19 protein-coding genes are annotated in these 24,113 nt (G+C 45.6%); 10 read left to right on the top strand and 9 right to left on the bottom strand.

The window, feature by feature from the left end; all coding sequences use genetic code 11:
* Positions 1 to 4: 4 nt before the first annotated feature.
* The 3 genes from AC59GT_RS11985 to AC59GT_RS11975 are packed head-to-tail and all read right to left on the bottom strand — an operon-like array spanning position 5 to position 1,772.
* On the bottom strand, positions 5 to 802 hold the full coding sequence (locus AC59GT_RS11985; protein WP_497237852.1) for a hypothetical protein: 798 nt from the start codon (positions 800 to 802) through the stop codon (positions 5 to 7).
* A 21-nt stretch (positions 803 to 823) separates the two neighbouring features.
* Positions 824 to 1,324, bottom strand: a complete 501-nt coding sequence (locus tag AC59GT_RS11980) for a heavy-metal-associated domain-containing protein (RefSeq protein WP_497237851.1) — start codon at positions 1,322 to 1,324, stop codon at positions 824 to 826.
* Positions 1,325 to 1,379: 55 nt separating this feature from the next.
* Positions 1,380 to 1,772, bottom strand: coding sequence for an HYC_CC_PP family protein (locus tag AC59GT_RS11975; RefSeq protein WP_497237850.1), 393 nt, complete (start codon positions 1,770 to 1,772; stop codon positions 1,380 to 1,382).
* A gap of 217 nt (positions 1,773 to 1,989) precedes the next feature.
* On the opposite strand from AC59GT_RS11975, the gene AC59GT_RS11970 reads away from it, so the two are divergent.
* From AC59GT_RS11970 to AC59GT_RS11940, 7 genes are all read left to right on the top strand, one after another.
* Complete coding sequence (locus AC59GT_RS11970; protein WP_497237849.1) at positions 1,990 to 2,961, top strand: aldo/keto reductase; 972 nt, start codon at positions 1,990 to 1,992, stop codon at positions 2,959 to 2,961.
* Positions 2,962 to 2,966: 5 nt separating this feature from the next.
* Positions 2,967 to 3,779 carry a helix-turn-helix domain-containing protein gene (locus AC59GT_RS11965; protein ID WP_497237848.1) on the top strand — a complete coding sequence of 271 codons (813 nt, stop codon included), beginning with the start codon at positions 2,967 to 2,969 and terminating at the stop codon, positions 3,777 to 3,779.
* 170 nt (positions 3,780 to 3,949) lie between these two features.
* A complete protein-coding gene (locus tag AC59GT_RS11960) occupies positions 3,950 to 4,114 on the top strand; it encodes a hypothetical protein (RefSeq protein WP_497237847.1) in 165 nt (54 codons plus the stop codon).
* A 187-nt stretch (positions 4,115 to 4,301) separates the two neighbouring features.
* Positions 4,302 to 7,091, top strand: coding sequence for a TonB-dependent receptor (locus AC59GT_RS11955; protein WP_497237846.1), 2,790 nt, complete (start codon positions 4,302 to 4,304; stop codon positions 7,089 to 7,091).
* Positions 7,092 to 7,205: 114 nt separating this feature from the next.
* Entirely contained in the window at positions 7,206 to 8,654 is a 1,449-nt protein-coding gene (locus AC59GT_RS11950; RefSeq protein WP_497237845.1) for a beta-helix domain-containing protein, read from the top strand.
* Positions 8,655 to 8,863: 209 nt separating this feature from the next.
* The gene (locus AC59GT_RS11945) at positions 8,864 to 10,162 is read left to right on the top strand and encodes a histidine-type phosphatase (RefSeq protein WP_497237844.1); all 1,299 of its coding nucleotides are present in this window, start codon (positions 8,864 to 8,866) and stop codon (positions 10,160 to 10,162) included.
* 105 nt (positions 10,163 to 10,267) lie between these two features.
* On the top strand, positions 10,268 to 11,530 hold the full coding sequence (locus AC59GT_RS11940) for a glycoside hydrolase family 27 protein (RefSeq protein ID WP_497237843.1): 1,263 nt from the start codon (positions 10,268 to 10,270) through the stop codon (positions 11,528 to 11,530).
* Between the two features lie 10 nt (positions 11,531 to 11,540).
* Here the strand turns inward: AC59GT_RS11940 and AC59GT_RS11935 are convergent, their stop codons facing one another.
* Positions 11,541 to 12,536 carry a sugar phosphate isomerase/epimerase family protein gene (locus AC59GT_RS11935; RefSeq protein WP_497237842.1) on the bottom strand — a complete coding sequence of 332 codons (996 nt, stop codon included), beginning with the start codon at positions 12,534 to 12,536 and terminating at the stop codon, positions 11,541 to 11,543.
* Between the two features lie 122 nt (positions 12,537 to 12,658).
* Between AC59GT_RS11935 and AC59GT_RS11930 the strand changes: the two genes are divergently transcribed.
* Positions 12,659 to 13,435: an NUDIX hydrolase gene (locus AC59GT_RS11930; RefSeq protein WP_497237841.1), complete on the top strand. Its 777-nt coding sequence runs from the start codon at positions 12,659 to 12,661 to the stop codon at positions 13,433 to 13,435.
* Positions 13,436 to 13,437: 2 nt separating this feature from the next.
* Here AC59GT_RS11930 and AC59GT_RS11925 read toward each other — a convergent pair whose 3' ends face one another.
* The 3 genes from AC59GT_RS11925 to AC59GT_RS11915 form a co-directional block, all read right to left on the bottom strand.
* Positions 13,438 to 14,337, bottom strand: coding sequence for a metallophosphoesterase family protein (locus tag AC59GT_RS11925; RefSeq protein WP_497237840.1), 900 nt, complete (start codon positions 14,335 to 14,337; stop codon positions 13,438 to 13,440).
* Positions 14,338 to 14,346: 9 nt separating this feature from the next.
* Entirely contained in the window at positions 14,347 to 16,245 is a 1,899-nt protein-coding gene (locus AC59GT_RS11920; RefSeq protein ID WP_497237839.1) for an alkaline phosphatase, read from the bottom strand.
* Positions 16,246 to 16,354: 109 nt separating this feature from the next.
* Positions 16,355 to 18,670 (bottom strand): family 20 glycosylhydrolase, encoded by a 2,316-nt coding sequence (locus AC59GT_RS11915; RefSeq protein WP_497237838.1) that lies wholly within the window; start codon positions 18,668 to 18,670, stop codon positions 16,355 to 16,357.
* Positions 18,671 to 18,782: 112 nt separating this feature from the next.
* Between AC59GT_RS11915 and AC59GT_RS11910 the strand changes: the two genes are divergently transcribed.
* Positions 18,783 to 19,649: a PfkB family carbohydrate kinase gene (locus tag AC59GT_RS11910; protein ID WP_497237837.1), complete on the top strand. Its 867-nt coding sequence runs from the start codon at positions 18,783 to 18,785 to the stop codon at positions 19,647 to 19,649.
* 34 nt (positions 19,650 to 19,683) lie between these two features.
* Complete coding sequence (locus AC59GT_RS11905) at positions 19,684 to 21,525, top strand: ABC transporter ATP-binding protein (RefSeq protein ID WP_497237836.1); 1,842 nt, start codon at positions 19,684 to 19,686, stop codon at positions 21,523 to 21,525.
* A gap of 30 nt (positions 21,526 to 21,555) precedes the next feature.
* Here the strand turns inward: AC59GT_RS11905 and AC59GT_RS11900 are convergent, their stop codons facing one another.
* Together AC59GT_RS11900 and AC59GT_RS11895 are read right to left on the bottom strand one after the other, a co-directional pair.
* Positions 21,556 to 21,954 carry a hypothetical protein gene (locus AC59GT_RS11900; protein ID WP_497237835.1) on the bottom strand — a complete coding sequence of 133 codons (399 nt, stop codon included), beginning with the start codon at positions 21,952 to 21,954 and terminating at the stop codon, positions 21,556 to 21,558.
* A 14-nt stretch (positions 21,955 to 21,968) separates the two neighbouring features.
* Entirely contained in the window at positions 21,969 to 24,038 is a 2,070-nt protein-coding gene (locus AC59GT_RS11895; protein ID WP_497237834.1) for a prolyl oligopeptidase family serine peptidase, read from the bottom strand.
* Positions 24,039 to 24,113 lie beyond the last annotated feature (75 nt).

Below are 24,113 nucleotides of genomic sequence, written 5' to 3'. Positions count from 1 at the left end.
ATTGTCATAGATTAAAGAAGTTATACTCAAAGCGCAGCAGGTACATATTCTTGCTGTTGCGTTCCATTGAATTAAACAGCGGCGTGCGGTAGGAGAAATCCAGCCGGCAAACACTATTAAAAATGAATTGGATGGCTGGCGCTACGTCCAGGTAGCTTTGGCCATAACCGGAATTCGCTTTGCCCAAAAACTCGGCATAAATGTTCATGTTTACCTGGTCGAAACTTTTGTATTGCTTTGGGAACAGCAGGTAACCGGCAGAAAAAGTGTAAGCCAGGGCGTTTTTAGCGCCCGTTAACGGCATAGCGTCACCCGAATTATCAAACGCGCGCAGATAGCTTGCCGAACCCGATAGCGCCAGCTTGTGCATCAGCTTTGTAAAAACTACCCCGCCCTGTAAACCGGTGTTATCGCCTTCCAACGCAATTTCCTGCAGGCTGTATGGGTTACGGCTGATAGCCGCCTTCCCGAAAACGGCCCCGCGGAAGTGCGCGTGAACAGTGTCCTGCGAAAAGAAACGGTACTTGGCATAAACGCTTCCGCCCTCAAAGGATTGTTTCTGCCGGTAAAAATCAGATAGGTAAGCCGCGCCATGCAGCATCAGTTTGCCGCTGGCGCCATACATGGCCTCCAACGTGGTGCGGTTTTTAAATTCCGGTGAAAAGAATCCCTGGTTCTCTATCCGTACACCAAGGGAACGGGCCGCCATATTGCTGGCAGGCTCCGTATTTACATATAACTCCTGCCCAAAAACGGTACATGCCATTGCCATCAGGCAAATAGCCAGTAAAATGCGCTTCATAAATATGAATTTATTGGGCGCTTAAATAGCCAGGTGGTAAACTTTGCCGGATGCCGGTGCAGCAGTATCGGCTGCTTTTCCCAGGTACTTTTTAGATACCGAATTTGGCAGGAACCCTTTATCTACAATCATTAGGGATACTTCTCCGCTTAACGGCTTTTCGGCATTTAAAACCTTGTAGGTGTCTCCGCCATAGGTAAAGGCATTGTCGGCAAGGGTAGTATTGCTAAAGTTGAAAGTAGGCTTTAGGTAGTTTACAAAAAAGCCGGAACCTTTCACTTTTTTACTGATCTGATCAAAATCTACCAGTACGTCGTTTTTAAAGGTAATAACGTAAACGTTGCGTATCAGGTCGGTTTTAATCTCGCCGACAAACGGAAGGGCTTTTAAAGATTTTTCGGTGGTTTTAGCGCACAGCGAGCAGGTAAGGCCGCTTACTTGTAATTCGGCCTTGGTGAACTGAGCTTTTGCAACAGTAACAGTTGCTATAAAAAGAAGGATATAGATTTTTAAAGCTTTCATGAGATCTTAAATTGATGATTTATTATAAGTGAATTGCAGGGGAGCATTCAACTTATCAGATCCTGAAAACACAATTTTTTATGAGCACCGAAATACCTTCGGCAGGAGAGCCGGGCGGCGGGCCGCGATAACTTAACTTTTCAAGCAAGGCTTGTTGGGCGGCAAGCAGGAAATCGGTAACGGCAAAGCGCGGGAGCTCGAACGCGAAAATGCGGGAGAAAAAGGAGGTAGACTCTTTTTGATGGTCATCCTTAACTTTTACGTCAAGCTTGCTGTCTTTACAGCATTTCATTTTGGCTTTTGCCATCGGCTTTACGCAACTTTTAGCGGGAGCGTTCACCTTAACATCAGCCACATGATCTCCGCAGTAATGCAGGTTCAATGCAAATCCAGCCGCTGTAATTGTATACAGTAGCGCCATTAACATTGCTGCGGACCTCTTGATCATATATGCAAATATAGAAGTTAAGTAGGTCAGTTCAAACAAATTAACATTAAGAAAAAAGTAAGGCCGTTTGCCAGGTTGTTTAAGTAACGAGCGGACCTGTAATAGCACTTGTATTAAGCCTGACTTTGAAGCAAATCTAATTTAGTGAGCTGTACAAGCATGATATTTGAGCCGTAGAAGAAACCTGGCGTAGCCTTGAGCGTTGATATTTGTGTTTATGAAAAACATCTCAAAAATACAGTTAGGTAAAAATGGCCCGTTGGTGTCCGGCCTCGGTTTAGGGTGCATGCGGATGTCGTCTATATGGGGCGGCTCTACGCCCGACGAAACGGAAAGCATCGCCACCATACATGAGGCTTTGGACAAAGGCATCAATTTTCTGAACACCGGCGACTTTTATGGCGCTGGCCATAACGAAATGCTGATAGGCAAAGCCATTAAAGACAGGCGCGATGATGCCTTTATCAGTGTGAAGTTTGGCGCTATTTTTCACAACGGACAATGGCTGGGTTTGGATTTACGACCGATAGCTATAAAGAACTTTATAAACTATTCGCTAACGCGTTTAGGTGTTGAAACCATCGACCTTTACCAGCCCAGCCGTATGGACAACAGTGTACCGGTAGAAGATATTATTGGTACTGTTGCCGACCTGATTAAAGAAGGTAAGGTGCGGTATATCGGTGCATCAGAAATTACAGCAGACCAGCTTCGCAAAGCGAACAGCGTACATCCGATAAGCGCGTTGGAGATAGGATATTCGCTGGCCGACAGGCAAATAGAAGCGGAACTGCTGCCTGCAGCAAGAGAATTAGGTGTTAGTGTGGTAGCTTTTGCTAATACAGCCGAAGGCTTATTGACGGGTGAAATGAAGGCCCCGCTACCGCAGAATGACTATCGTAATCATTTCTCCCGCTTTCAGGGTGAAAACCTGACTCATAACTTGCAGAAGGTTGAAGTATTAAAGCAAATAGCAGCCAATAAAGGCTACACGCCAACACAAGTTGCAATAGCCTGGGTAAAACAGCAAGGGGAGTACATTATGCCGTTGGTGAGCATGAGCCGCAGATCGCGCTTGCCGGAGAATATTGCAGCAATGGACATTGTGTTCACCACCGAAGAAATGAACACCTTAAACACTACTTTTACAACTGGTGCTATACTTGGCGGCACTTATTTGCAACGCTAACTTGAATGATTAGTCCGGAAGAAATCCTCCCAGGTGTAATTTTTTATTCTTACCTCTCTGCAGAGCGTAAAGAGAAGATCTGTATCTGGAACCATCATACTTTAATATTGCAGGTGTCGGGGCAGTTAACCCTGGAAACTTCGGAGCAAAGCATCTCTATGAGTGGGGAAGAAGTGCTGCTGATTGGCAGGAATCAGGTGGGTACGCTTTCTAAAACACCACTGCCCGGCGGGAACTATGAAACCATAGTAATATCGCTGCAGGAGGATCTGTTAAGGAAGATAGCGTTGGAAGAAAAGATTGAGGCAGAACGGAAGTACGTTGGCCCGCCAAATATCCTTATACCTTCTAACGACTTTCTGCAGGGCTACTTCAGGTCTATAATTCCGTACGCCCGCAGCTCCGGAGCTGCTATGACGGACGAAATGGGTATCCTCAAAGTAAAAGAAGGTGTAAAATTGCTTTTGCTGGCGTTACCTGGCCTTCGTAATTATTTGTTCGACTTTTCGGAACCGCACAAAATAGACCTGGAAAGATTCATGCTAAGTAATTACCAGTTTAATGTTCCCGTTGAAAAATTCGCGCAGCTTACCGGGCGTAGCCTGGCGGGGTTTAAACGCGACTTTCAGAAAACATTTGGCGCCGCGCCCCGCCACTGGCTGCAGGACAAGCGCCTGAACGCCGCTAAATACCTCATCGAAACCAAAAAACAAAAACCCTCTGCCGTTTACCTCGATCTGGGTTTTAAAAGCCTGTCGCATTTCTCTCATTCTTTTAAAAAGAAGTTTGGCAAGTCGCCAATTACATTGGTGGGCTGAAACGGGAGCTGTAAGTTAGCCAGCTAATTAACTTGCTATTTATAATAGTACGTAAGCCATAACGAAAGCGGCCCGCATTCGGGCCGCTTTTGGTTAAGTTGTTTGGTAATACAGCTTTAACATTATTGTTAAATGTCGCGCCTAGTTTTACATCAATAAAAAACATCACTATGGAAGCGGGCTATACTACAATTGACCTGATTATGCTGGCGGCAGCCCTGTTTGTAATATGTATAACCTTGTATATACCCAAACTTAAAGGCTCGAGCAATCAAATAACTGATTTTAAACAGCGGAAAAGCCACCAACACCCATATCCGTCGGCGTTGATGTAAACGTAACATGCTAAGTGTTTACATATGCCTGAACGCAGCAATCGTTAATTGCTGCTTAACTGGTAGTTAACCCTGGTGCCGGGAGGTGGTTAACACAGACTTAACACAAAGACGATGTTATGTTAATTCATACCTAACATTGTGCTAACAGTAGGGTAATAGTTTTGTGGCGATAAAAATCCGCAACGTGAAAAAACTCATATCTGCAATAACTATTATCTTATTTACCGCACTTATCCAGGTTGCCAATGCTCAGACCACAGGCAAAATAGGCGGTAAGATTATTGATCAAAAAACAAGCGAAACATTAATTGGCGCCACTATTAATATAGAAGGTACTACCAAAGGCGCCGCTACAGACGTAGAAGGCAAATACTTGCTAAGCGCAGTTGCGCCGGGCAGATACACCATTGTTGTTCGCTACATAGGCTACCAAAGCAAATCGGTATCAGACATTGTTGTTAAAGCCGGCGAGGTAACCAATCTGGACGTTACACTAGCCCAGGCAGCCACGAACGCGTTAAAAGAAGTTGTGGTAAGGGCCACTTACCGCCAGGCTTCGGTAGCGTCGCTTTACGCAGTGCAAAAAAACGCTGTATCTATATCAGATGGTGTTAGCTCGGAAGTGATTAAACGCTCACCTGACCGTAACACTGCTGACGTTTTAAAACGTGTAAGCGGTGCAACCATACAGGATAACAAGTTTGTGGTTATCCGTGGGTTAAGCGATCGTTATAACACCGCGACGCTTGACGGTGGTTCATTACCAAGTACAGAAAATAACCGCAAAGCATTCTCTTTTGACATCGTTCCATCAAACCTGGTAGAGAACCTTACCATTACCAAAACAGCTTCTCCGGACCAGCCGGGCGACTTTGCCGGTGGTTTGATCCAGATTTCTACAAAGGACCTTCCAGATCAGAACTTTATTTCCTTTGGTATCGGTGCAGGTTATAACACTGCCTCTACCTTTAAGGACTTCATTAGCGGTCCACGCAACGCAACCGATTACCTTGGTTTCGACAACGGGAAACGCCAACTGGCTAACGGGTTTGCTTCATCTGCCCAGGTAGCCAATGGCCTTACTCCCGAGCAGAACCTTAACATGCTTCGTTCATTACCAAATGACTGGAACAGGTATGTAAATACTGCATTGCCAACTCAAAATTACCAGTTCTCTATTGGTAAGGTAAAAAATTACGAGAAGAGCGGCAACCGTTTTGGCGCTATCCTCTCGCTTACCTACCGCAACTCACAAAATATTTACAGCGATATTCAGCGTGATTTCTACGGTTACCAGTACAGTGACGACGCTTACAAGTTCAGCACAAACGTTGGTGCTTTGTTAAACCTGGGTTACACCTTCGGTAAAAACAAGATCACATTTAAAAACGTGTACAACAGGATATTTGATGACCAATACCTTGGCCGCAACGGGCATAACAACTCTGGTTTCGACGTAAACTATTACGCGTTTGACGTACAGCAAAAAGCGCTTTTCAAATCGACTTTGGAAGGTAACCACCCCCTTGGCGAAAAGGGAGCAAAAATCAACTGGAACTTAAGCTACGGCAATGTACTTAATGATCAGCCAGATCAGCGTAAAGCATTGTACACCCGTCAGCAGGGTACAGACAACCCGTTCCTGGCAGTGTTATCATCTCTTACTAAAGAGAACTCGACGCTCTTTGGTAAGTTAAACGAGAATTCATATTCAGGCGGTGTAAACTACAGCACGCCGATAAAGATGTTTACTCAATCTACCTTTAAGGCAGGTTTAGCCAGCTTATACCGCGACAGGGCTTACAATGTACGGTTCTTAGGCCCGTTGTTAAGCGACCAGGTATTGAATGACCCTGACCTTACCAGGCAAATAGAAAGCCTGCCGCTTAACCAAATATTCTCAAGGAATTTAATCAACGCAGGTTATTACGATCTAAATGAGATCAGCAACATACCGTCGGACTCTTATAATGCCAACTCGCTTACCAATTCAGGATACCTGATGTTGGATAACAAGTTAACCGAAAAACTTCGTTTAGTTTGGGGAGCACGTGTAGAGCAGTTTAACGTAAACGTAACCCCAACCGAGTACAGCAACCCAACTGATAAGGTTCATCAGAATTACACTGACGTATTGCCATCTGCAAACTTAACCTATAGTCTTACAGATAAAATAAACCTGCGTGGTTCTTACTCCCGTACGCTTGCAAGGCCAGAGTTTAGGGAATTAGCAACGTCATCTTATTACGATTATGAGTTGCTGGCGTTCCAACAAGGTACACCTACGCTTAAACGCACCAATATCGACAACTTCGATGTTCGTTTTGAGTTGTTTCCTTCAGCCGGACAGATCTTCTCCGTATCGGGTTTTTACAAGAAGTTTAACAATGCTATCGAGGCTTACAATGACGACGCTACTTCTACACGTACCATCCGTTACTTTAACAGTGACTATGCAAAAGTGTACGGCGTTGAGCTAGAAGTGCGTAAATCGCTTGACTTTATACAGGCTAGCGATTTTCTAAAGAACACTACTGCTTATGCCAACATTTCGGTTGCAAAATCAACGGCACGCAACCCGGTAAACTCAGGGCTTAACCTTAAGTATGCAGAACGCCAGTTGATCGGCCAGGCTCCGTATGTGATTAACGCAGGTGTACAGCATGCCTTCTTCCAAAATAAACTAACCTTTAATGCGCTGTTCAACCGCGTAGGCCAGCGCCTCAGCGTAGCTGCAGGTGGCCAGTATGCCAACGTTTACGAAGTGCCGCGCAGTGTGATAGATGCACAACTAGGGGTAAAACTATTGAAGGGTAAAGGCGAACTTAAATTTAACGCCGGCGACATACTTAACCAGCGTATAGGCTTTTACTACGACCAGAACGAAAATAAAAAATATGACAGCGGAGATTACACTCAAAGCAGTTATAAGCCAGGGTCAAACTATTCACTTTCATTTACTTACACCTTATAAGTTAACATAGTATTAACAAAGTCCACTGTTATTTAACACTTATTTAAACGATAAGTAATGTTGAGTTTAAGAGAGAAGAGTTCCTTTGGACACAGAAAAAAACAAATGATCAAGATGAAAAAATTTTTATTCATTGCGGCTTTAGGCACTAGCCTTTTCGTAGCAAGTTGCTCTAAAAACACAGTTGACAACGGCGGTGGCCCCATAGTAAACCCTACTGATGGCAACGTTGTAACAGTTAGCGGCGATATTACTACTGCTACCAGCTGGTCAGCCGATAAAATCTACTTATTAAAAGGTAACGTATTTGTAACTAATAACGCGGTATTAACTATTGCTCCGGGCACTATCATCAAAGGTGATAAGGCTACTAAAGGTGCTTTGATCATTACCCGCGGTGCTCAGATTCAAGCTGTTGGTACTGTAGATAAGCCAATTGTATTTACATCTAATGTTGCCGCCGGCGGCCGTTCACAAGGCGATTGGGGTGGCGTTATCCTTTTAGGTAAAGCTCCTAACAATGCTGGTACTTCTATCTCTATTGAAGGTATATCTGATGCTACCGACAAAGGTAAACATGGTGGTACCGAAGCTGCTGATAACTCAGGTACTATGAAGTACGTGCGTATTGAATATGCTGGTATCCCATTGAGCCCTGATAACGAGATCAACGGTTTAACTTTTGGTTCAGTTGGTTCAGGTACTACTATTGATTATGTTGAAGTTTACCGTTCAGGTGACGACGCTTTCGAATGGTTTGGTGGTACAGTTAATTGCAAGCACTTACTTGCAATTGATAGCTGGGATGATGACTTTGATACTGACAACGGTTTTTCAGGTAAAGTACAATTCGGTCTTGCACAGCGCTTAGCAGCAACTGCTGACGTATCTGGCTCGAATGGTTTTGAGTCTGACAATAATGCAACCGGTACAAACGCTACTCCTCAAACTACAGCTGTTTTCTCAAACATGACCATTTTAGGTCCAAAAGAATCGGCAACTTTCTCAGCAATCAATGCTAACTTCCAGCATGGTGCTCAAATACGCCGTAACTCATCTATCAGCATTTTCAATTCAGTAATTGCAGGTTATACTGAAGGTGTGTTTTATGACGATGCCTTACCAGCAGGTGGCGCAGAAAATTCATCTGCTAATCTGGTAGCTGGCCGCTCAATTTTTTCAAACAACGTTATAGTAGGCAGCAATAGCAAAGGCAACCAGATAAAAGCTTCCAATGCAACAGCTTTGGGCGTAATTACTCCACTGCTAAGTACACCTAATAACACTTTCCTGCCTGACTCTTACGCCGCTGCTATATACACAGATCCATATAAATTCGGCGCTGATCTTGCTCCTGCAGCAAGGGCTGGCGTACCTAACTTTATACAGTTAGCGTCTTCACCAGCTTTAATTGGCGCTTTATTCACCAATACTAAAGTTGCTGATGCATTCTTTGAAAAGGTTGCCTTTAAAGGAGCCTTTGGTACTACTGACTGGACTGCTACATGGGCTAATTTCAACCCACAAGTAACTCCTTATACTACTCCAGGTACTGTAAACTAATAAACATATAAATACATAAAGGTGGCTGTTCGCAATAAGCGGACAGCCATCTTTGTTTTATAGACAGTTATCAATACGGCGAGCACAAACCTTTAAAAACCGCAGTTTTTATCGCGAACTGTAGCTGTCTTTCCATGGTAGCAATTATCTTTAACCAGTATTATAACATGATCGCAAAAGCCTTTTTTTCCGTTGCTCTTTTTACTGTTATGGCAACATCCGCGAAAGCTCAGGAATGTACAACCGATTTCCTCGGAACCAAAACGTTGTACACAGCGCCACTTGCAGATAACGTTAAAATACCTGATGGTTATAAACCGGTGTTTGTTAACTACGTTGGCCGGCATGGGGCAAGGCACCTTACCAAGTCGCCGCAGACAGCCTACATTTACAGGCTTATTACGAAAGCCGACAGTGCTAATGCGCTTACCACATTAGGACAGCAATTGAAGAAAATGATAGGAGTGTTGGATAAGGTAGAAAAAGGCAACACCAAAAACATTTCTGCTGAAGGGGCAACCGAGCTGATGGGTATTGCCGGCAGGTTATATAAAAACAACCCCAGCGTATTTACAGGCAGGCCCAAGGTAACTGTGGCAGTCACTAAGGAGATACGTACACGCCAGAGCGCAGATGCTTTTCTGAAGGGATTGAAACCACTCTTAAGCAATTGCGAGATCATTGAGACGGGCATTAACGATACTACACTGAGGTTTTATGACTTGTCGCCGGCTTACCTTGAATTTGAAGAAAAAGGCTCATGGAAGAAAGTTCTTGCCGATCTGAAAAGCTACCTGAGCATACCTGAACTGAACGAGCGTGTTGCCGCACGCTTCTTTACAGCTGATTATTTAAAAAATCTTTCAGCTGATAATAAAGACGTTTTTGTAAGCGACCTTTTTGGCTTTGCCACTATTGTATATTCGCTGGAGCAGGAGATAAAGCAAGCTGGTTACCGCCGCCAGGATGTTAGTTTCCAGAGTTTTTTTACCTGTGATGAGCTGGCTACCCTTAGCCGGATTGATGTAGCTGAAGATTTTTTTAAGAAGGGGCCTGGCACCGACATCAACGGAATACAGGTTAAAATAGCTGCGCCACTTTTGGTGGATTTTATACAAACAACGGATAACTACATTGCAGATAAAAAGATCAGCGCGAACCTCAGGTTCTCTCATGCGGAGACCATATCTCCCCTGGCTGCATTGCTTAACCTAAATACCACCACCAACATGGGGACCTATTTGCAGCTTATTAACAAGAACTGGCAATCCGGCAAGGTGATACCGCTAAGCGCTAACATACAATGGATACTTTACCGCAACAATTCAGGGAAATACCTACTACGCTGCTTGCTGAACGAGAAGGACCCGAGCATTCCAGGATTAAAATCTGCTTATGCTGATTTTTACGAGTGGAAAGATGTAAAAGCATATTACCTCAAACGATTGAAAGCAATAGGTGCTAATCCCAAAGGAAACATGCTTAGCTATCTTAAAGAGGTAAAGTAATCATCAAAAAAGGTAAAGAAAGTACTAGCGGTACCTGGTTTATCCTGCTATTTTTGAGTTGCTGAGAGAGTATATAGCATCTGTCAATTTAGCGAACCAATTATCATGAAATCCTACCTACTATCCGCCCTGGCCGCACTGCTTTTGTCGGGTTTAACCCGCTTTTCTGCTAACGCACAGGATGCTGCTGCCCCTGTTGCGGTTGCAAAAGCAAAGCTGCAGACCGGTAATCTTGCACCTACACCGCCAATGGGTTGGAACACTTGGAACACCTTTCAAACGCGGATAGATGAACCTTTGCTAAAAGGTATGGTTGATGCGTATGTATCATCGGGTATGCGCGATGCCGGATATAAGTACTTTGTACTGGACGACGGATGGATGACCATGGAACGCGACGCCAGCGGCAATCTGGTCGCCGACCCGAAGAAGTTCCCTAATGGAATGAAGGCTTTTGCTGATTACGTACACAGCAAAGGGCTGAAGTTTGGTATCTACAATTGTGCAGGCTGGAAAACCTGTGCCGGTTACCCGGGTTCGCGCGGGCACGAGTACCAGGATGCCTTGGTATATGCATCATGGGGCGTTGATTTTTTGAAATATGACTGGTGTAATACCGACAGCCTGAACGCGCGTGAAGCTTACATTACTATGAGTGCGGCTTTAAAAGCAACCGCCAGGCCGATAGTGTTTAGCTTGTGCGAATGGGGGAACCATAAGCCATGGCAATGGGCCGGCGGTGTTGGCGAACTTTACCGTACTACCGGAGACATCACTGCTAATTTTGATAAAGACAAACATATGGGTACCTGGAGCGCCCTTAGTGTAATGCATATTTTAGATCAGCAGGTGAACATCCGCCAGTTTAACGGACCCAATCACTGGAACGATCCGGACATGCTGGAGGTTGGCAATGGTATGAGCTACAGCGAGGATAAGGCTCATTTCTCTATGTGGTGCATGCTGTCTGCTCCGCTTGCTGCCGGAAACGATCTTAGGAAAATGTCAGACCAAACTAAATCCATCCTGACCAATAAGGAAGTGATCGCTATTGATCAGGATGAATTGGGTGTAGCAGCATATAAAAAAGCATTGCCGGACAGTATAGAAGTTTGGATTAAGCCTTTAAAAAACAACGATGTTGCCGTGTGCTTTCTTAACAGATCGGCCAAATCGCAAAAGCTGGATATAAAATGGGCCAACCTTAACCTGGAAGACAAAACCACCGGATTAAACATCAGCTTTAATACCAGGCAATACGCCGCCCGCGATCTTTGGGCAAAAAAAGCCGCAGGTACAACTAAGGGCAACTTTAAGCAGGAAATTCCGATGCATGATGTAGTGATACTCCGGCTAACTGCTAAGTAACGCAATATTGCTAAGCTATTCTGCCTGCTTTTTCTACCAGGTTTTTGACTGCTGTGGTGCCGGCATAATCATCCAGGTACTTGGCGTCTTTGCTGTACATCTTTAATAAGCCGCCTTCGTACTCGATGCTCACCCAGCCTTTAAAGCCCGACTGCTTTATTATCTTGAACATCTTGTAAAAGTCGGTTTCGGGGTCGTCGCCATTGGCAGCAAATACATGCGATTTAGCGTGTACTCCTTTAGCAAACGGCATTAATTCAGTAATGCCTTTATACTTGTCGTACTCTTCCAGGCACCTGGTTTCCATATACCCGGCAATGTCGTTTGTTTTCGGCTTAGTGCGGTTTATGCAAAAGTTACCAAAATCGGCTAATGTACCGCAGTGCTTGCTGTTCACCTGTTTCATAACTCCGGCCAGCCAATCTCCGTTGCAGGATATGCCTATGTGGTTTTCCACTATAACGTCTACCTTGCTCTTACTGCCATATTCAATAAGGCGGTTGAGGCTGTCGGCTGCTGCCTTAGCCACTTCGGCAGGGTCACCATCTCCCTCAACGTTCACGCGTATCATAGGGCATCCAAGCGCGGCAGCGGCATCTATCCATTTGTGATGATTGTCTACCGCTTTCAAACGGGTGGTCTCGTTTAAGTCGCCTAAAACACCTTCACCATCAATCATTATCCGCAGGTTGTAACTGCCGGCGTCTTCCGAATGCTTTTTAAGCTCAGCTAAAAAAGCGCTGTCTTTAGCTTTATCTGCGAAAAACATGGAGCAGTAGTCTAACCCTGATATGCCAAGCTCTTTTGCTTTTGCAGGGAAGTCGAGCGCTTTCAATTGTCCCGACCAGAACTGGCTGGCGAACGAGAACTGTGAAACTGCTATTTTAAAAAATAAATCTTTACTGCTTTCAGCATATAGATATTGCGGCACAGATGCAGCGGCGGCTAAGCTTGCGGCGCCCAAGGCAGTTTGCTTTATAAAAGCTCGTCTGTTAGTTTTCATCATAATTGGTTTTGGCTAATTGGTGGTTTGTAAATTGAAGGTATTAAATAAAGTGTTACAAATAGTAAATTTTACTAAATAAAAATTTCACCAAGAGTTATAATAAGGATTAGTACTTTTAACGGATGATTACACAAGCGGAGATTGACGAGTTTGTACTTAATGGTGCCCGTATTTACATTCCGCATGTGTCATTAGATTGTGCCATTTTTGGCTATCATGAGCAACAGTTAAAGCTTTTGTTGATAAAACACAAAGCTGTTGATGGCTGGTGCCTGCCCGGCGGTTACATAAAGCGGACGGAAAAACTTGCAGAGGCAGCCGCCCGGAACGTAAAAGAACGCACCGGTGTGGATGGCCTTTTTCTGCAGCAATTTAAAACGTTTGGTGACCCTCATCGTGTAAAGTTTGAAGAATTTGATGAGGAGCTTTGGTACAGTATAATGGGCGTGAAAATTACTAAAGACAACTGGTTGATAGATCAGACCATATCGGTAGGGTTTTATGCTATTACAGATTTTTCGCGTACCGTGCTTGAGCCAGGCTTTCTTGCTGTAGAATGCGCATGGTTTGATATAGACAGCCTACCCAAACTGGAGTTTGATCATGACGAAATGGTGCGCGAGGCATTGCACACCATGCGTGTACAGTTGTACCATTACCCAATAGGTTACAATATGCTGCCCGCCAAGTTCACCCTATCAGAGATCCACGCGCTGTATCAAACGATGCTTGGCAAAAAACTGGATGTAAGTAACTTTACAAAAAAGCTGGTTGCCTTGGGCTTGTTAGCGAAGCTTGACGAGAAACGGAGTATAGGAGCGCACCGCTCGCCACACTTGTACAGCTTTGTTAAAGAACGTTATGAAGAAGCTCTTAAAGAAGGCATTGTGTTAAGCTGAGCCTAGTAATTAATATAGCTTTCTGTAAAGCTGCCGTCGCTGTAAAGGTCTATTAACCCGTAGCCGGGTGCAGTTTCGCGCCGGTTGCCTTCCCACCATGCACCACTTACGGCGCCATCGCATATGTAGGTAACATTATTATAAACCAGTTTCTCGCGAAGGTGGATGTGCCCGCTGAGGCAGAGTTTAACATTACGATGTTTGTAAAACAACGAAATGATCTTCGATGTATCGGTGTGCATATCCCCGCCAAGCATCACCCATTTATTCACAATGTCATCTTCAATAAGGTTGGTAGCCGTAAGAATAGGTATGTGCGACATTATCAGAACAGGTGTATCAGCGTTGGTGGATTTCAGCTCGTTTTCCAGCCAGGCAAACTGCTCGTCACCTAGTTTGCCAATGTACCATGTGCCATCAACATCAAGATGAACACTGTCGAGAAGAATGAACTTCCAGCCGTTCTTTTCGAAGCTGTAATAGGGTACGCCTAAGCCAAGCTGATCCATAGCGTATTTCTTACCGTAAATCGACTGGCCCTTAGTGTTCTCGTTCCACCAGATATCGTGATTGCCTAAACAGTATTTCACCGGCAGGCTGCATTCTTTATGTAGAAGGTCTTTGGTAAGTTTCCATTGTGCATCAATTACACCAAGGTTCTCTTTGTTCATGTCAAACACAATGTCGCCACCGTTCAGGATCATGTCTACACGCGGCGCTTGCTGCTGTACATGATGCAGGCACCGCGCGTACCTTGCAGGCGCGTTAAATTTATCTTTCAGGTGTACATCTGTAAGATGCACAATACGCATTACTTTTTTAGCGCCTGTGTTTTGCTGAAGTGTGAAGGCAGGGGCAAGCAGCAGGCCGCCCAGGTTTTTTAAAGCAGATCTTCTTTGCATGTTAAATCGCTATCTAGCGGCTTTAAGAAGGTTTAAAATTTTATAATACAGCGCTGTATTTGGATAAGTGCCTGTAAAGTCCTGCGCGTGCGGTCCGTAAGCAAATACCGGTACGTTAATGCTGGTATGGTCATTAGTACTAAAGGAACCCAGTACCATGCCTTTGTTTGCTGAGGCATCAAGCAGGCTAAGGCCGCCGGTTTCATGATCCGCAGTAATAATCACCAGGGTTTCGCCATTCTGGTCTGCAAATTTCAGCGCCTCTGCTACGGTTTTGTCCAGGTCGTGAAGTTCGGTAACTACATAGGGCAAATCATTACCGTGGCCGCCATAGTCAACCTGCGCGCCTTCGGCCATTATAAAAAAGCCTTTTTTGTTGTTGGACAGCAGGCGGATTGTTTGCTGCAGCGAAGTTTTTAACATATCGCCCCGGCCGTCTTTTACCGGGCGGATGTCAGCATCGCTTAAGAGCACCAACTGTTTACCGCCGCTTGCCTTTTTAAGTTCGTTTAATTGTGCATGCAGCTGATAACCGGCAGCACTTAACTTGTTCATCAGCCCCTTGTCCTTATTTTGAAGAAAGCTTTTCTGATTAGAGCCAATCAGTACATCAACATGACTTGTCAGCAGGTCGGCAGCTATTGCGTTGGATGAATCACGGTCGGGTTGGTGCGCGTAAAAGGCAGCCGGTGTGGCATCGGTAATGTCGCCGCTGCTTATAATACCCGAACGGATGCCGTATACTGAAAGTGCGTCGGGCAGGTTAGTTAACGGTTTGTCGTTAGGCCCTGTACCAATTGCGCGGTTGTTGGTCTTGTGACCGGTGGCCATAGCGGTAGCACCTGCTGCCGAATCGGTGTTGCCAGAATTGCTTGCAGCCGTTTGCGAAAAGCCAATAAAGCGGCACTGTGTAATATTAAGCTGACCATGATTGGCGGTTTGCCCCGCCTGCAATTGCGCCGGGCCCATGCCATCACCAATTATCAGGATAACGTTTTTCACCTTCTTGTTAGCACCATCAATCTTGTAGGCTGGCTTATATACCTGGTAAGGTGAAGGGTTTGTAAAAAGGAGTTTTTTGCGGTTAATGTAAAAGTCATGCAATTGCTGCGGGTGGTCTGTGTTGATCCAATCGGCGCCAAGTTTTTCCAGTTGTATCCAACTGTTGGGGCTGTCGGGCGTAGCCCAAAACCTGAAAGGCTTATGCCGCTGATGAGCGGCTTCAATCATCTGCCGTAACTTAATAGAGTCCTGCCGGGTTAACGTCCCTTTACCGTTCCACTTTGTATACTCGGTAATTGCATCGCTGATCATGGCGACACGAGTTATCTGTTGGTCGGTATATTTGGTATAGGGCCGTCCGTCAAAAAGAATGTAGCTTGGGTAATCTGTAAAATGCGTCGGCTCGGGCATGTCGCCGCTTAACACAACACGTACGCAATGTTTATTTGCAGGATCATTGAAAATGCGTTGATAAGGTGCCAGTTCACGCAGCAACTCAGGTATCACATGCTCATGGTCTTCCTTAATGTCAATAACTAACTGCAGCGAGAAAGATGAATCAGCATACGGCCGGCCGTTGTTCTTAGTGAAAAGGGCAACTAAAGGCCTAAGGTAAACACTATCAAGTGTAAAGCCTTCCCTGATCTCGTCCTTAGCATGGGCCACATATAGACGACCGTTGTGAAAATACACATCGGCTTCTATAGAGCCTGCGCCTGCGTAGTAGGCCTGTAAAAAGGGTATGTTCTGCCGGTAATCATTATGGCTATGACCGCGGTTTACAAGCGGACGGATGTTGGCAGTTGCGGTATCAATGTTTGTTTTATTAGTTCTCGGCTGCGCGAAGCCCGTGGAGGCGAACCCCAGCAAGAACAACAAGCCGCCAGTAAACAAATTTAGTTTCATGAGGATATACCCAATACACTTAGAACATTATAAACCGCAATAGTAACAATTGATTAACAAATTACAATTCAGCCTATATTAAGCTTATGTTATACCGGCTAAATGGTTTCTAATAGAACAAGCTTTCAGCGTCAAGTTCCTCTTTTGTGCCGCCGGGCGCTGTAACATAAATCTTGAGCGGGGTCTGCCTCACACGATACTGCCCGGGTACCTGTACAGGAGTACTGTAAATGTACTTTACCTGCATTTTATGTAAGCCTTTTGCCAGTGGCAGTACCGGCTCGTTTTCAGTAATCTTTTCGCCGTCTATAAATAACTGCGTATCTGTATAGGAGGCCTGCCCGAAGTTGTAACTTCCGTCCTGATCAATGTTGATGAAGCCGTTGTACACCACACCAAAGTAAGGGGCGTCTTTTTTAAACGCCTCCGCATTAAGCTGTGGTGTAGTTGCCGAGTCTGTAAGCATTACATAATCCAACTGATCTGGTGAGGTAAAGCGGCCTTTTACCAGCTTGTATTTTAAACCGGGTTTGGCAGCAGTAATATCTGCAGCGGGCATAACAGCACGGTTTACCAGCAGTACGCGTGTGGCAATGCTGCGCCTGCCTTTTGGTGTTATCACCCTGGTCTTAAACTCCCTTTTTTCATTTGCAGGAACTATAATGGTAACAGGCGAGGTATACTCCCAATCGGTATCCAGCGGATCGCGGCCGTTAAGTGTATAATAGATCTTAGCGCCCGGTACAACTGACTTTGGTTCGAACGTGAATTTGCTGCCAATAAGTACGGTGTCTAAAGTGGGCAGAGCTGTGGGTACCCTATAGTTGTAGCCGAGGCTTTCCAGGCGTTCAAAATGCTTTGCAAGCCGTACGTTGGCAAAGTTGTTGTAACTTTTGTTCGCGGGTTTGCTCCATGCAACTTCTGCCAGGGCAAATAGCCGCGGGAAGATCTGATATTGCAGTTTTGCTACAGTAGGCACATATTCAGTCCATAAGTTGCCCTGTGTCCCGATAACATATTTTTGTTCGTCGGTGGTAAGCTGTTTAGATACCGGGTCATAGTCGTATGTTTCCTGCAGTACCGCATATCGGCCAAAAGAAACCGGTTCCTGGGGAGAGCCACTCTGGTAATGGTCAAAGTAATTGCCTGTAGTTTGGGGTGTCATGATAACGTTGTGGTGCTGACGGGCTGCTGCTATGCCACCTTCTTCGCCCTGCCAGCTCATTACCGTGGCATTAGGTGCAAGGCCGCCCTCCAGGATCTCATCCCAACCTATGATAGTGCGACCTTTGGAGTTAATGAACTTTTCCATGCGCTGGATAAAATAACTTTGTACCTCTTTTTCATCTTTCAAACCTTTTTCTTTCATCAGGCCCTGTACAAAGGCCGATTCTTTCCAGGGCTGCTTATTGGCCTCATCGCCGCCTATATGAATGTACTTGCTCGGAAAGAGATCCATCACCTCGGTAAGTACGCCTTCGAGGAAGGTAAAGGTTTCCTCGGTGGGGCAGTATATGCCATTAATGCTGCGTGAGGGCGCTTTGGGGTCTGCAGGCTCACAACGCAATTCGGGGTAGGCTCTTAGCGCCGCGTCCGAGTGGGCAGGCATCTCAATTTCGGGAATTACATTTATGTAGCGTGCCGCAGCGAATTTTACCACATCGCGTATCTGCTCCTGCGTGTAAAAGCCGCCATAGTTAAGGCTGTCCGGCCAGTCCCGGTTGTTGCCGAACATGGTTTGCTGGCGAAAGCCACCCACCTCTGTAAGCTTAGGATATTTTTTTATCTCAATGCGCCAGCCCTGCCCATCTACCAGGTGCCAGTGAAAATTGTTTAGCTTGTAATATGCCATCATCTCGATCACTTTCTTTACCTGCGGTACAGTAAAGAAGTGGCGGGATACATCCAGCATCATACCGCGATAGCCAAATCGGGGTGAGTCTTCAATCGTTACACAGGGTAGTAGTCCTGCAGCAGATGGCTCTACCGGGAGCAACTGTAGCAGCGTTTGTACACCATAGAACAACCCCGCATTCTTACCTATAATGGTGATCTTTTTTGGGGTGATTGTAAGCTTGTAGCCTTCCGGGGGCAGCTTATCAGCTCCAACGGCAGTCAGCACCAGTCCGCTAGTTACCTTGTTTTTCCGGTTGTATTTAGAAACTTTATTATTGAAATGGCGATTAGTTAAAAGATAATCTTTAAGAAACAGCACGGTTTTATCTTTTGGGTCATCGGCTTTAATCAGCGTTGATTCATTTAACCTGAAAGAACCGGCTGCCGGCACAACCGAGGCAGGAGCGGGGATGATGCCCATATAGGGGTCTGCCGGTGCCTGTGCTTTGGCTTGCCCTGAGAATGACGCACCTAACAATATTAAGATTACACAGGAAAGTTTGTAGCGTTGAGAGATGTAGTAGTTCATTATTAAGTAAATGTGAGATACGGCAAGTTAAAAATTTATCCCTGCTAAAGTGCGGCGGCTATGGTAACAATTAGTTGACAAGCTTATATTTACCGTTCATTAATTTTTTGTGATGCTTGACATTTGCTGCATAGGCCATATTACCCTCGATAAAATTGTTACTCCGCGTGCTGTACGGCACATGGCCGGTGGCACTGCTTTTTACTTTTCGCATGCTATGCGGCACATGAATGTAAACTACAGCCTTGTAACAGCACTTGCAGAGAGTGAAATGCAGAGTGTTGCAGACCTGCGCGAGCTAGGAATAGCTGTAAAAGCGTTGCCCAGCAAGCATACCGTTTACTTTGAGAACATATATGGCGATAACCAGGACAACCGCACCCAGCGCGTTTTACAGGTTGCTGATGCGTTTAGCGTAGAGTCCCTGAAGGATGTTGAAGCAACGATATTTCACCTGGGCCCGCTGTTAGCGCATGATGTGCCAACCAGCCTAATAAAGGACCTGTTTGGCCGGGGCAATGTATCTGTTGATGCACAGGGATATTTGCGAGAGGTGGTAGATAAACAAGTTAATGCAATTGACTGGGCCGATAAACGTGCGGCGTTGCAATATGTAGATATCCTGAAAGTAAACGAGCATGAACTGGAGGTGCTGACAGGTAACGCCGACATCCGCGAAGGGGCTAAGATACTGGCTGAGTGGGGCGTAAAAGAGGTGGTAGTTACCCTGGGCAGTATGGGTTCGGTAATTTATGCGGACAGCGTGTTTTACGATATTCCACCGTATACGCCTACCGAGGTTGTAGATGCTACAGGTTGCGGCGACACCTATATGGCTGGTTACCTTTACCGCCGTGTTAAAGGTGATGATATTGCAGATGCGGGAAGGTTTGCGTCGGCAATGGCAGCCCTAAAGATTGAAAATGCCGGACCTTTCAGCGGGACAGAAGATGACATCCGCGCGATCATGGCAAAGTAGCCAAACCCTTACCTTGCGGAAACGTTAAAGCTACATGCCCTTAAAAGACCGTCCGCCTGTAAAAAATACGCCTACACTAACCCTTAAGGAACGGCTGGCAGCATTGCGCAGCTTGCCTGCATTCTTCAGGCTGGTTTATCAAACCAGTCCGGGTATGACGCTGGTAAACATATTACTGCGTTTTATACGTTCTGCCCTGCCGCTGCTTATCCTGTATGTAGGTAAGCTCATTATAGACCAGGTGGTGCTGGCCACCAAGACGAGCGGGACCAGCCCTCACCCTTATATATGGGAACTTGTTGGGCTGGAGTTTGGCCTGGTAATCTTTAATGATGTACTTGGTCGCGCAATTACGCTGTTTGACAGTTTGCTTGGCGATCTCTTTTCTAACCATACCTCTGTAAAGATCATGAACCACGCTGCTACGCTGGATCTTGATCAATTTGAAGACGCTGTATTCTACGACAAACTGGAACGCGCGCGGCAACAAACCGTTGGTCGTACTATACTACTATCGCAGGTGATGAGCCAGGTGCAGGATCTTATAACAATGGGGTTCCTGGCAGCCGGACTAATGGCATTTAATCCCTGGCTTATCCTGTTGTTATTGGTAACCATACTTCCTGCATTTTTGGGCGAGTCTTACTTTAACGACCAAACCTATGCCCTTAGTCGCCGCCAAACTCCCGAGCGCCGTGAACTGGACTACCTGCGTTACCTCGGAGCCAGCGACGAAACGGCTAAAGAGGTAAAGATGTTTGATCTGTCGGCCTTTATCATTGACAGGTTTAAGGTGCTCTCTAATAAGTTTTACTATGACAACAGGCGGATAGCTATCCAACGTTCTGCCTGGGGTACCGGGTTTGCTTTGCTGGGTAGTTTAGGCTACTACGGCGCTTACGTGTACATTATTGCGCGTACGGTTAGCGGGCACATTACCCTGGGAGAACTTACCTTCCTGGCAGGCTCATTCAGGCAGCTGCGTTCTTTGCTCGAGGCGATACTTACCCGTTTTACTGCCGTATCACAAGGCGCGGTGTATCTGCAAGACTTTTTTGAGTTCTTTGACATACAACCGAAAATCCATCCTTCGGTCAATCCGCTGCCGTTTCCTAATCCAGTTATACAGGGCTTTACTTTTGAGGATGTTGGCTTTAAATACATCCACTCCGAACGCTGGGCCAACCGGCATTTAAGCTTTACCCTGCACCCTGGAGAAAAACTGGCGTTGGTAGGTGAGAATGGTGCAGGCAAAACCACCCTGGTGAAGCTGCTTGCACGGCTTTATGACCCTACTGAAGGCCGGATTTTATTAGATGGACACGATCTGAAAGAATATGACCTTGCCGAGCTGCGGTTTAACATCGGTATCATCTTCCAGGATTATCTGCGATACCAGATGACCTTCTCGCAAAACATAGCTGCGGGCAACATCGCCCTTAAAGAAGACGCGGAGTTGATAAAAGCAGCTGCGAAACAAAGCCTGGCCGACGAACTGGCGCAAAGGTTGCCGGGCGGCTACAATCAAATGCTTGGTAAACGTTTTTTTGAGGGTGTAGAACTATCAGGCGGGGAGTGGCAAAAGGTGGCTATTGCCAGGGCATACCTGCGTGACGCGCAGTTGCTGATACTTGACGAACCAACTTCCGCCTTGGATGCCAGGGCTGAGTTTGAAGTATTTGAACGCTTTGCGGAACTTACGAAAGGACGTATGGCCGTGCTTATCTCGCATCGGTTTTCCACCGTACGGATGGCCGACCGCATCCTGGTACTCCAGCAAGGGCAGGTTGCAGAAGTAGGGAACCATCAGGAACTGTTGGCAAAAGGAGGCCGTTATGCAGAGCTGTTTAATTTACAGGCGGCTGGGTATAAGTAAAGTTTGCTAATGGTAAATAAGAGTATAGAACTAGTTAAGAAGCTTGTAGTTTATTTGTACACCATCTACAATGTGCTCAGCCTTAAATACTCTTATATGTTGGTCATACGTTACCTTTAGTTTATCGTTAGCAAGCCAATGAACCTTAATCGTTGTCGAATCAAGCCTTATTTTTCCATGATTTAAGTCGCATGTAAACGCGTTTCCAACATCTGAATCGGTTAATCTATCAGTTGCTGACTTTACAGATATATGATAGCTATCTTCAGTTGTTGCATTTCCTTCTTTAACAAATGTTATAGCCTGTTTGCTTTTGTCGTTATTTGGAATGCTTTGAATAAGATTTACTTTACCTGGGTTAAAAAGATTAATACAACTGGTTGTTGCCATTGCAATGCTTACAACAATTAGTGGTGCTTTACTTTTCATTTTAGGTCATCTACTTACATCCCTAACTGGTTCATTATGTACTCAAACGTAAATGTCCAATTTTTTATAGATTGTTCGGTGCTTTGCCCGCTGCCATGGCCACTGTCAAAATCCATGTGAAGAATAACCGGGCTTACCTGGCCGGGGTTATTTTGTACAGCTGCCACAAACTTCTTGGCATTCATCGGGTCAACACGAGTATCGTTAGCGCCGGCGGTTACCAGCATAGGAGCGATGTTTACTCCTGCCCGTATATTGTGGTATGGCGAATAACGCAGTAGCCATTGAAATTGCTCAGCATCTTCAGCTGCACCATATTCAGGTATCCAGTAGCGTGCTATCAGGAATTTGTGATAGCGCAACATATCTAATAACGGAACCTGGCATACAATGGCTTTAAACAGGTCCGGCCGCTGGGTTGCTGCCGCGCCCATCAGCAAGCCACCATTACTGCCGCCCATGGCTACAATCCTGGTGGTGTTGGTGTACTTTTCTTTTACCAGCCACTCGGCACAGGCATAAAAATCGTCAAAGCAGTTTTGCTTTTTAGCCAGCATGCCATCCAGGTGCCATTGTTCGCCAAACTCATCACCTCCGCGAATGCCCGGCTCGACCAGTACGCCTCCGGCATTGATGAAGGGAGCGTAGAAACCCATATAGCCGGGCTTTATCCCCGACTGAAAGCCACCGTAAGCTGTAAGCAGCACCGGATTGTTACCATCCAGTTTGATGTCTTTACGATGTACCACAAATACCGGTACACGGGTGCCATCTTTGGAGTTGTAGAACTTGATCTCGCCCACGATATTGCTCATATCCACAGGTAAATGCCTTTGATAGAATAAGCGCCACTTGTAATCTTTCGGCGAGGCAACGTAAGTTTTTGGGGTAGAGGTAAACGTAACAAGTGATATATAGACAGAGTCTAGCTCGCGGTCATAGCTTACGCTCCCAATGCTGCCTTTTTCGGGCAGGGGCATAGCTCGCAGCTTTTTACCGTTGAGATCGTAAATAGTAAGGCGGCTCACCAGGTCCAGCTTATCTTGTACAATAATGCTATTCTTAGTTACTACGCAATTTTCCATTACTGTTTTGCCTTCAGGTATAAGCGTTTTCCAATACTTGTAGTCTGGCTGAGCCTTGTCGGCTATCATGAGTTTGTAGTTCGGCGCATTGTCGTTAGTCATGATGTACAACTTATCGCCAATAGCATCCGGATATGCCGCGAACTTTTTGCTGCTGTATATCTTTCTCCCTTCTTTAACGCTGCCCGTGGGGCGTATCTTAAGGGTGTTGGAGTAAAAGTCACTCTCGCCACTGAACGTTACATCGCTGTAGCGATTATCATATATGTAATAGCTGTTCTTGGCATCTGCTACAGTACCAATAAAAACGGCTTTCTCGACCGGGTCGCCCACCTTCAATAAAAAGGTTTTAAGTGGATTTTGCTTATCTACATCTTCCTGGCTGCGCAGGGTAATGTAGGCATGCTGCTGGTCGCGAGTCCATTGAAAGCCGAAGATGTTGTTTAATGGAGGCAGCAGCTGTTTACCGGTGCGGGTATCTATAAAGTACACAGTGTTTACTTCGGCACCACTTTTTTGTGCGTTTACTGCTGCGCGCTCGCCATCGTAAGTGTAATTGATACCGGTGGTAGAAGTCTTGCCTGTGCTGTCCAGTTGTACCGGGTCCCAAATCAATATCTTTTTGCCGTTTAGGATAGTGTAAGTTTTAGATTGCTTATCGCCTTTCAGCTTAACTGTTTGGAAAACCCGCTTGCCAACGTTATTTAACGGGCCTTCATAGTCCATGTTAATGTAAGCCGCTATCTGCTCCTGTAAGCCGGCGTGGATCTTTTGGGTTTTGGCCAGGTACTCTACACCATAATCATGTTGCTTTTTGGTCCATTCTATAACCTTTTCGTCTTTTTTATCTTCCAGCCAGCGGTAGTTATCAGTAAGAACAACATTGTGCAGCGTATCAATAACGGGAATAGCTTTGGTTTTAGGCGGATCGAATTTAGTTTGGGCGTTTGCAGCCATAGAAGCAGATATAATTGTAGTTACAAGCAGAAGCTTTTTCATAGTTTACAGCATTAAGGGATGAGGTAGCTAAATATAGGTATTTAGCACAACAAGGCCTTAATGTTGCAACAAATA

The sequence above is a fragment of the Mucilaginibacter sp. 320_HR genome (assembly GCF_059691875.1).
Note: the sequence above shows the minus strand (reverse complement) of the source record. Positions and strands in the feature narration are given on the sequence as shown.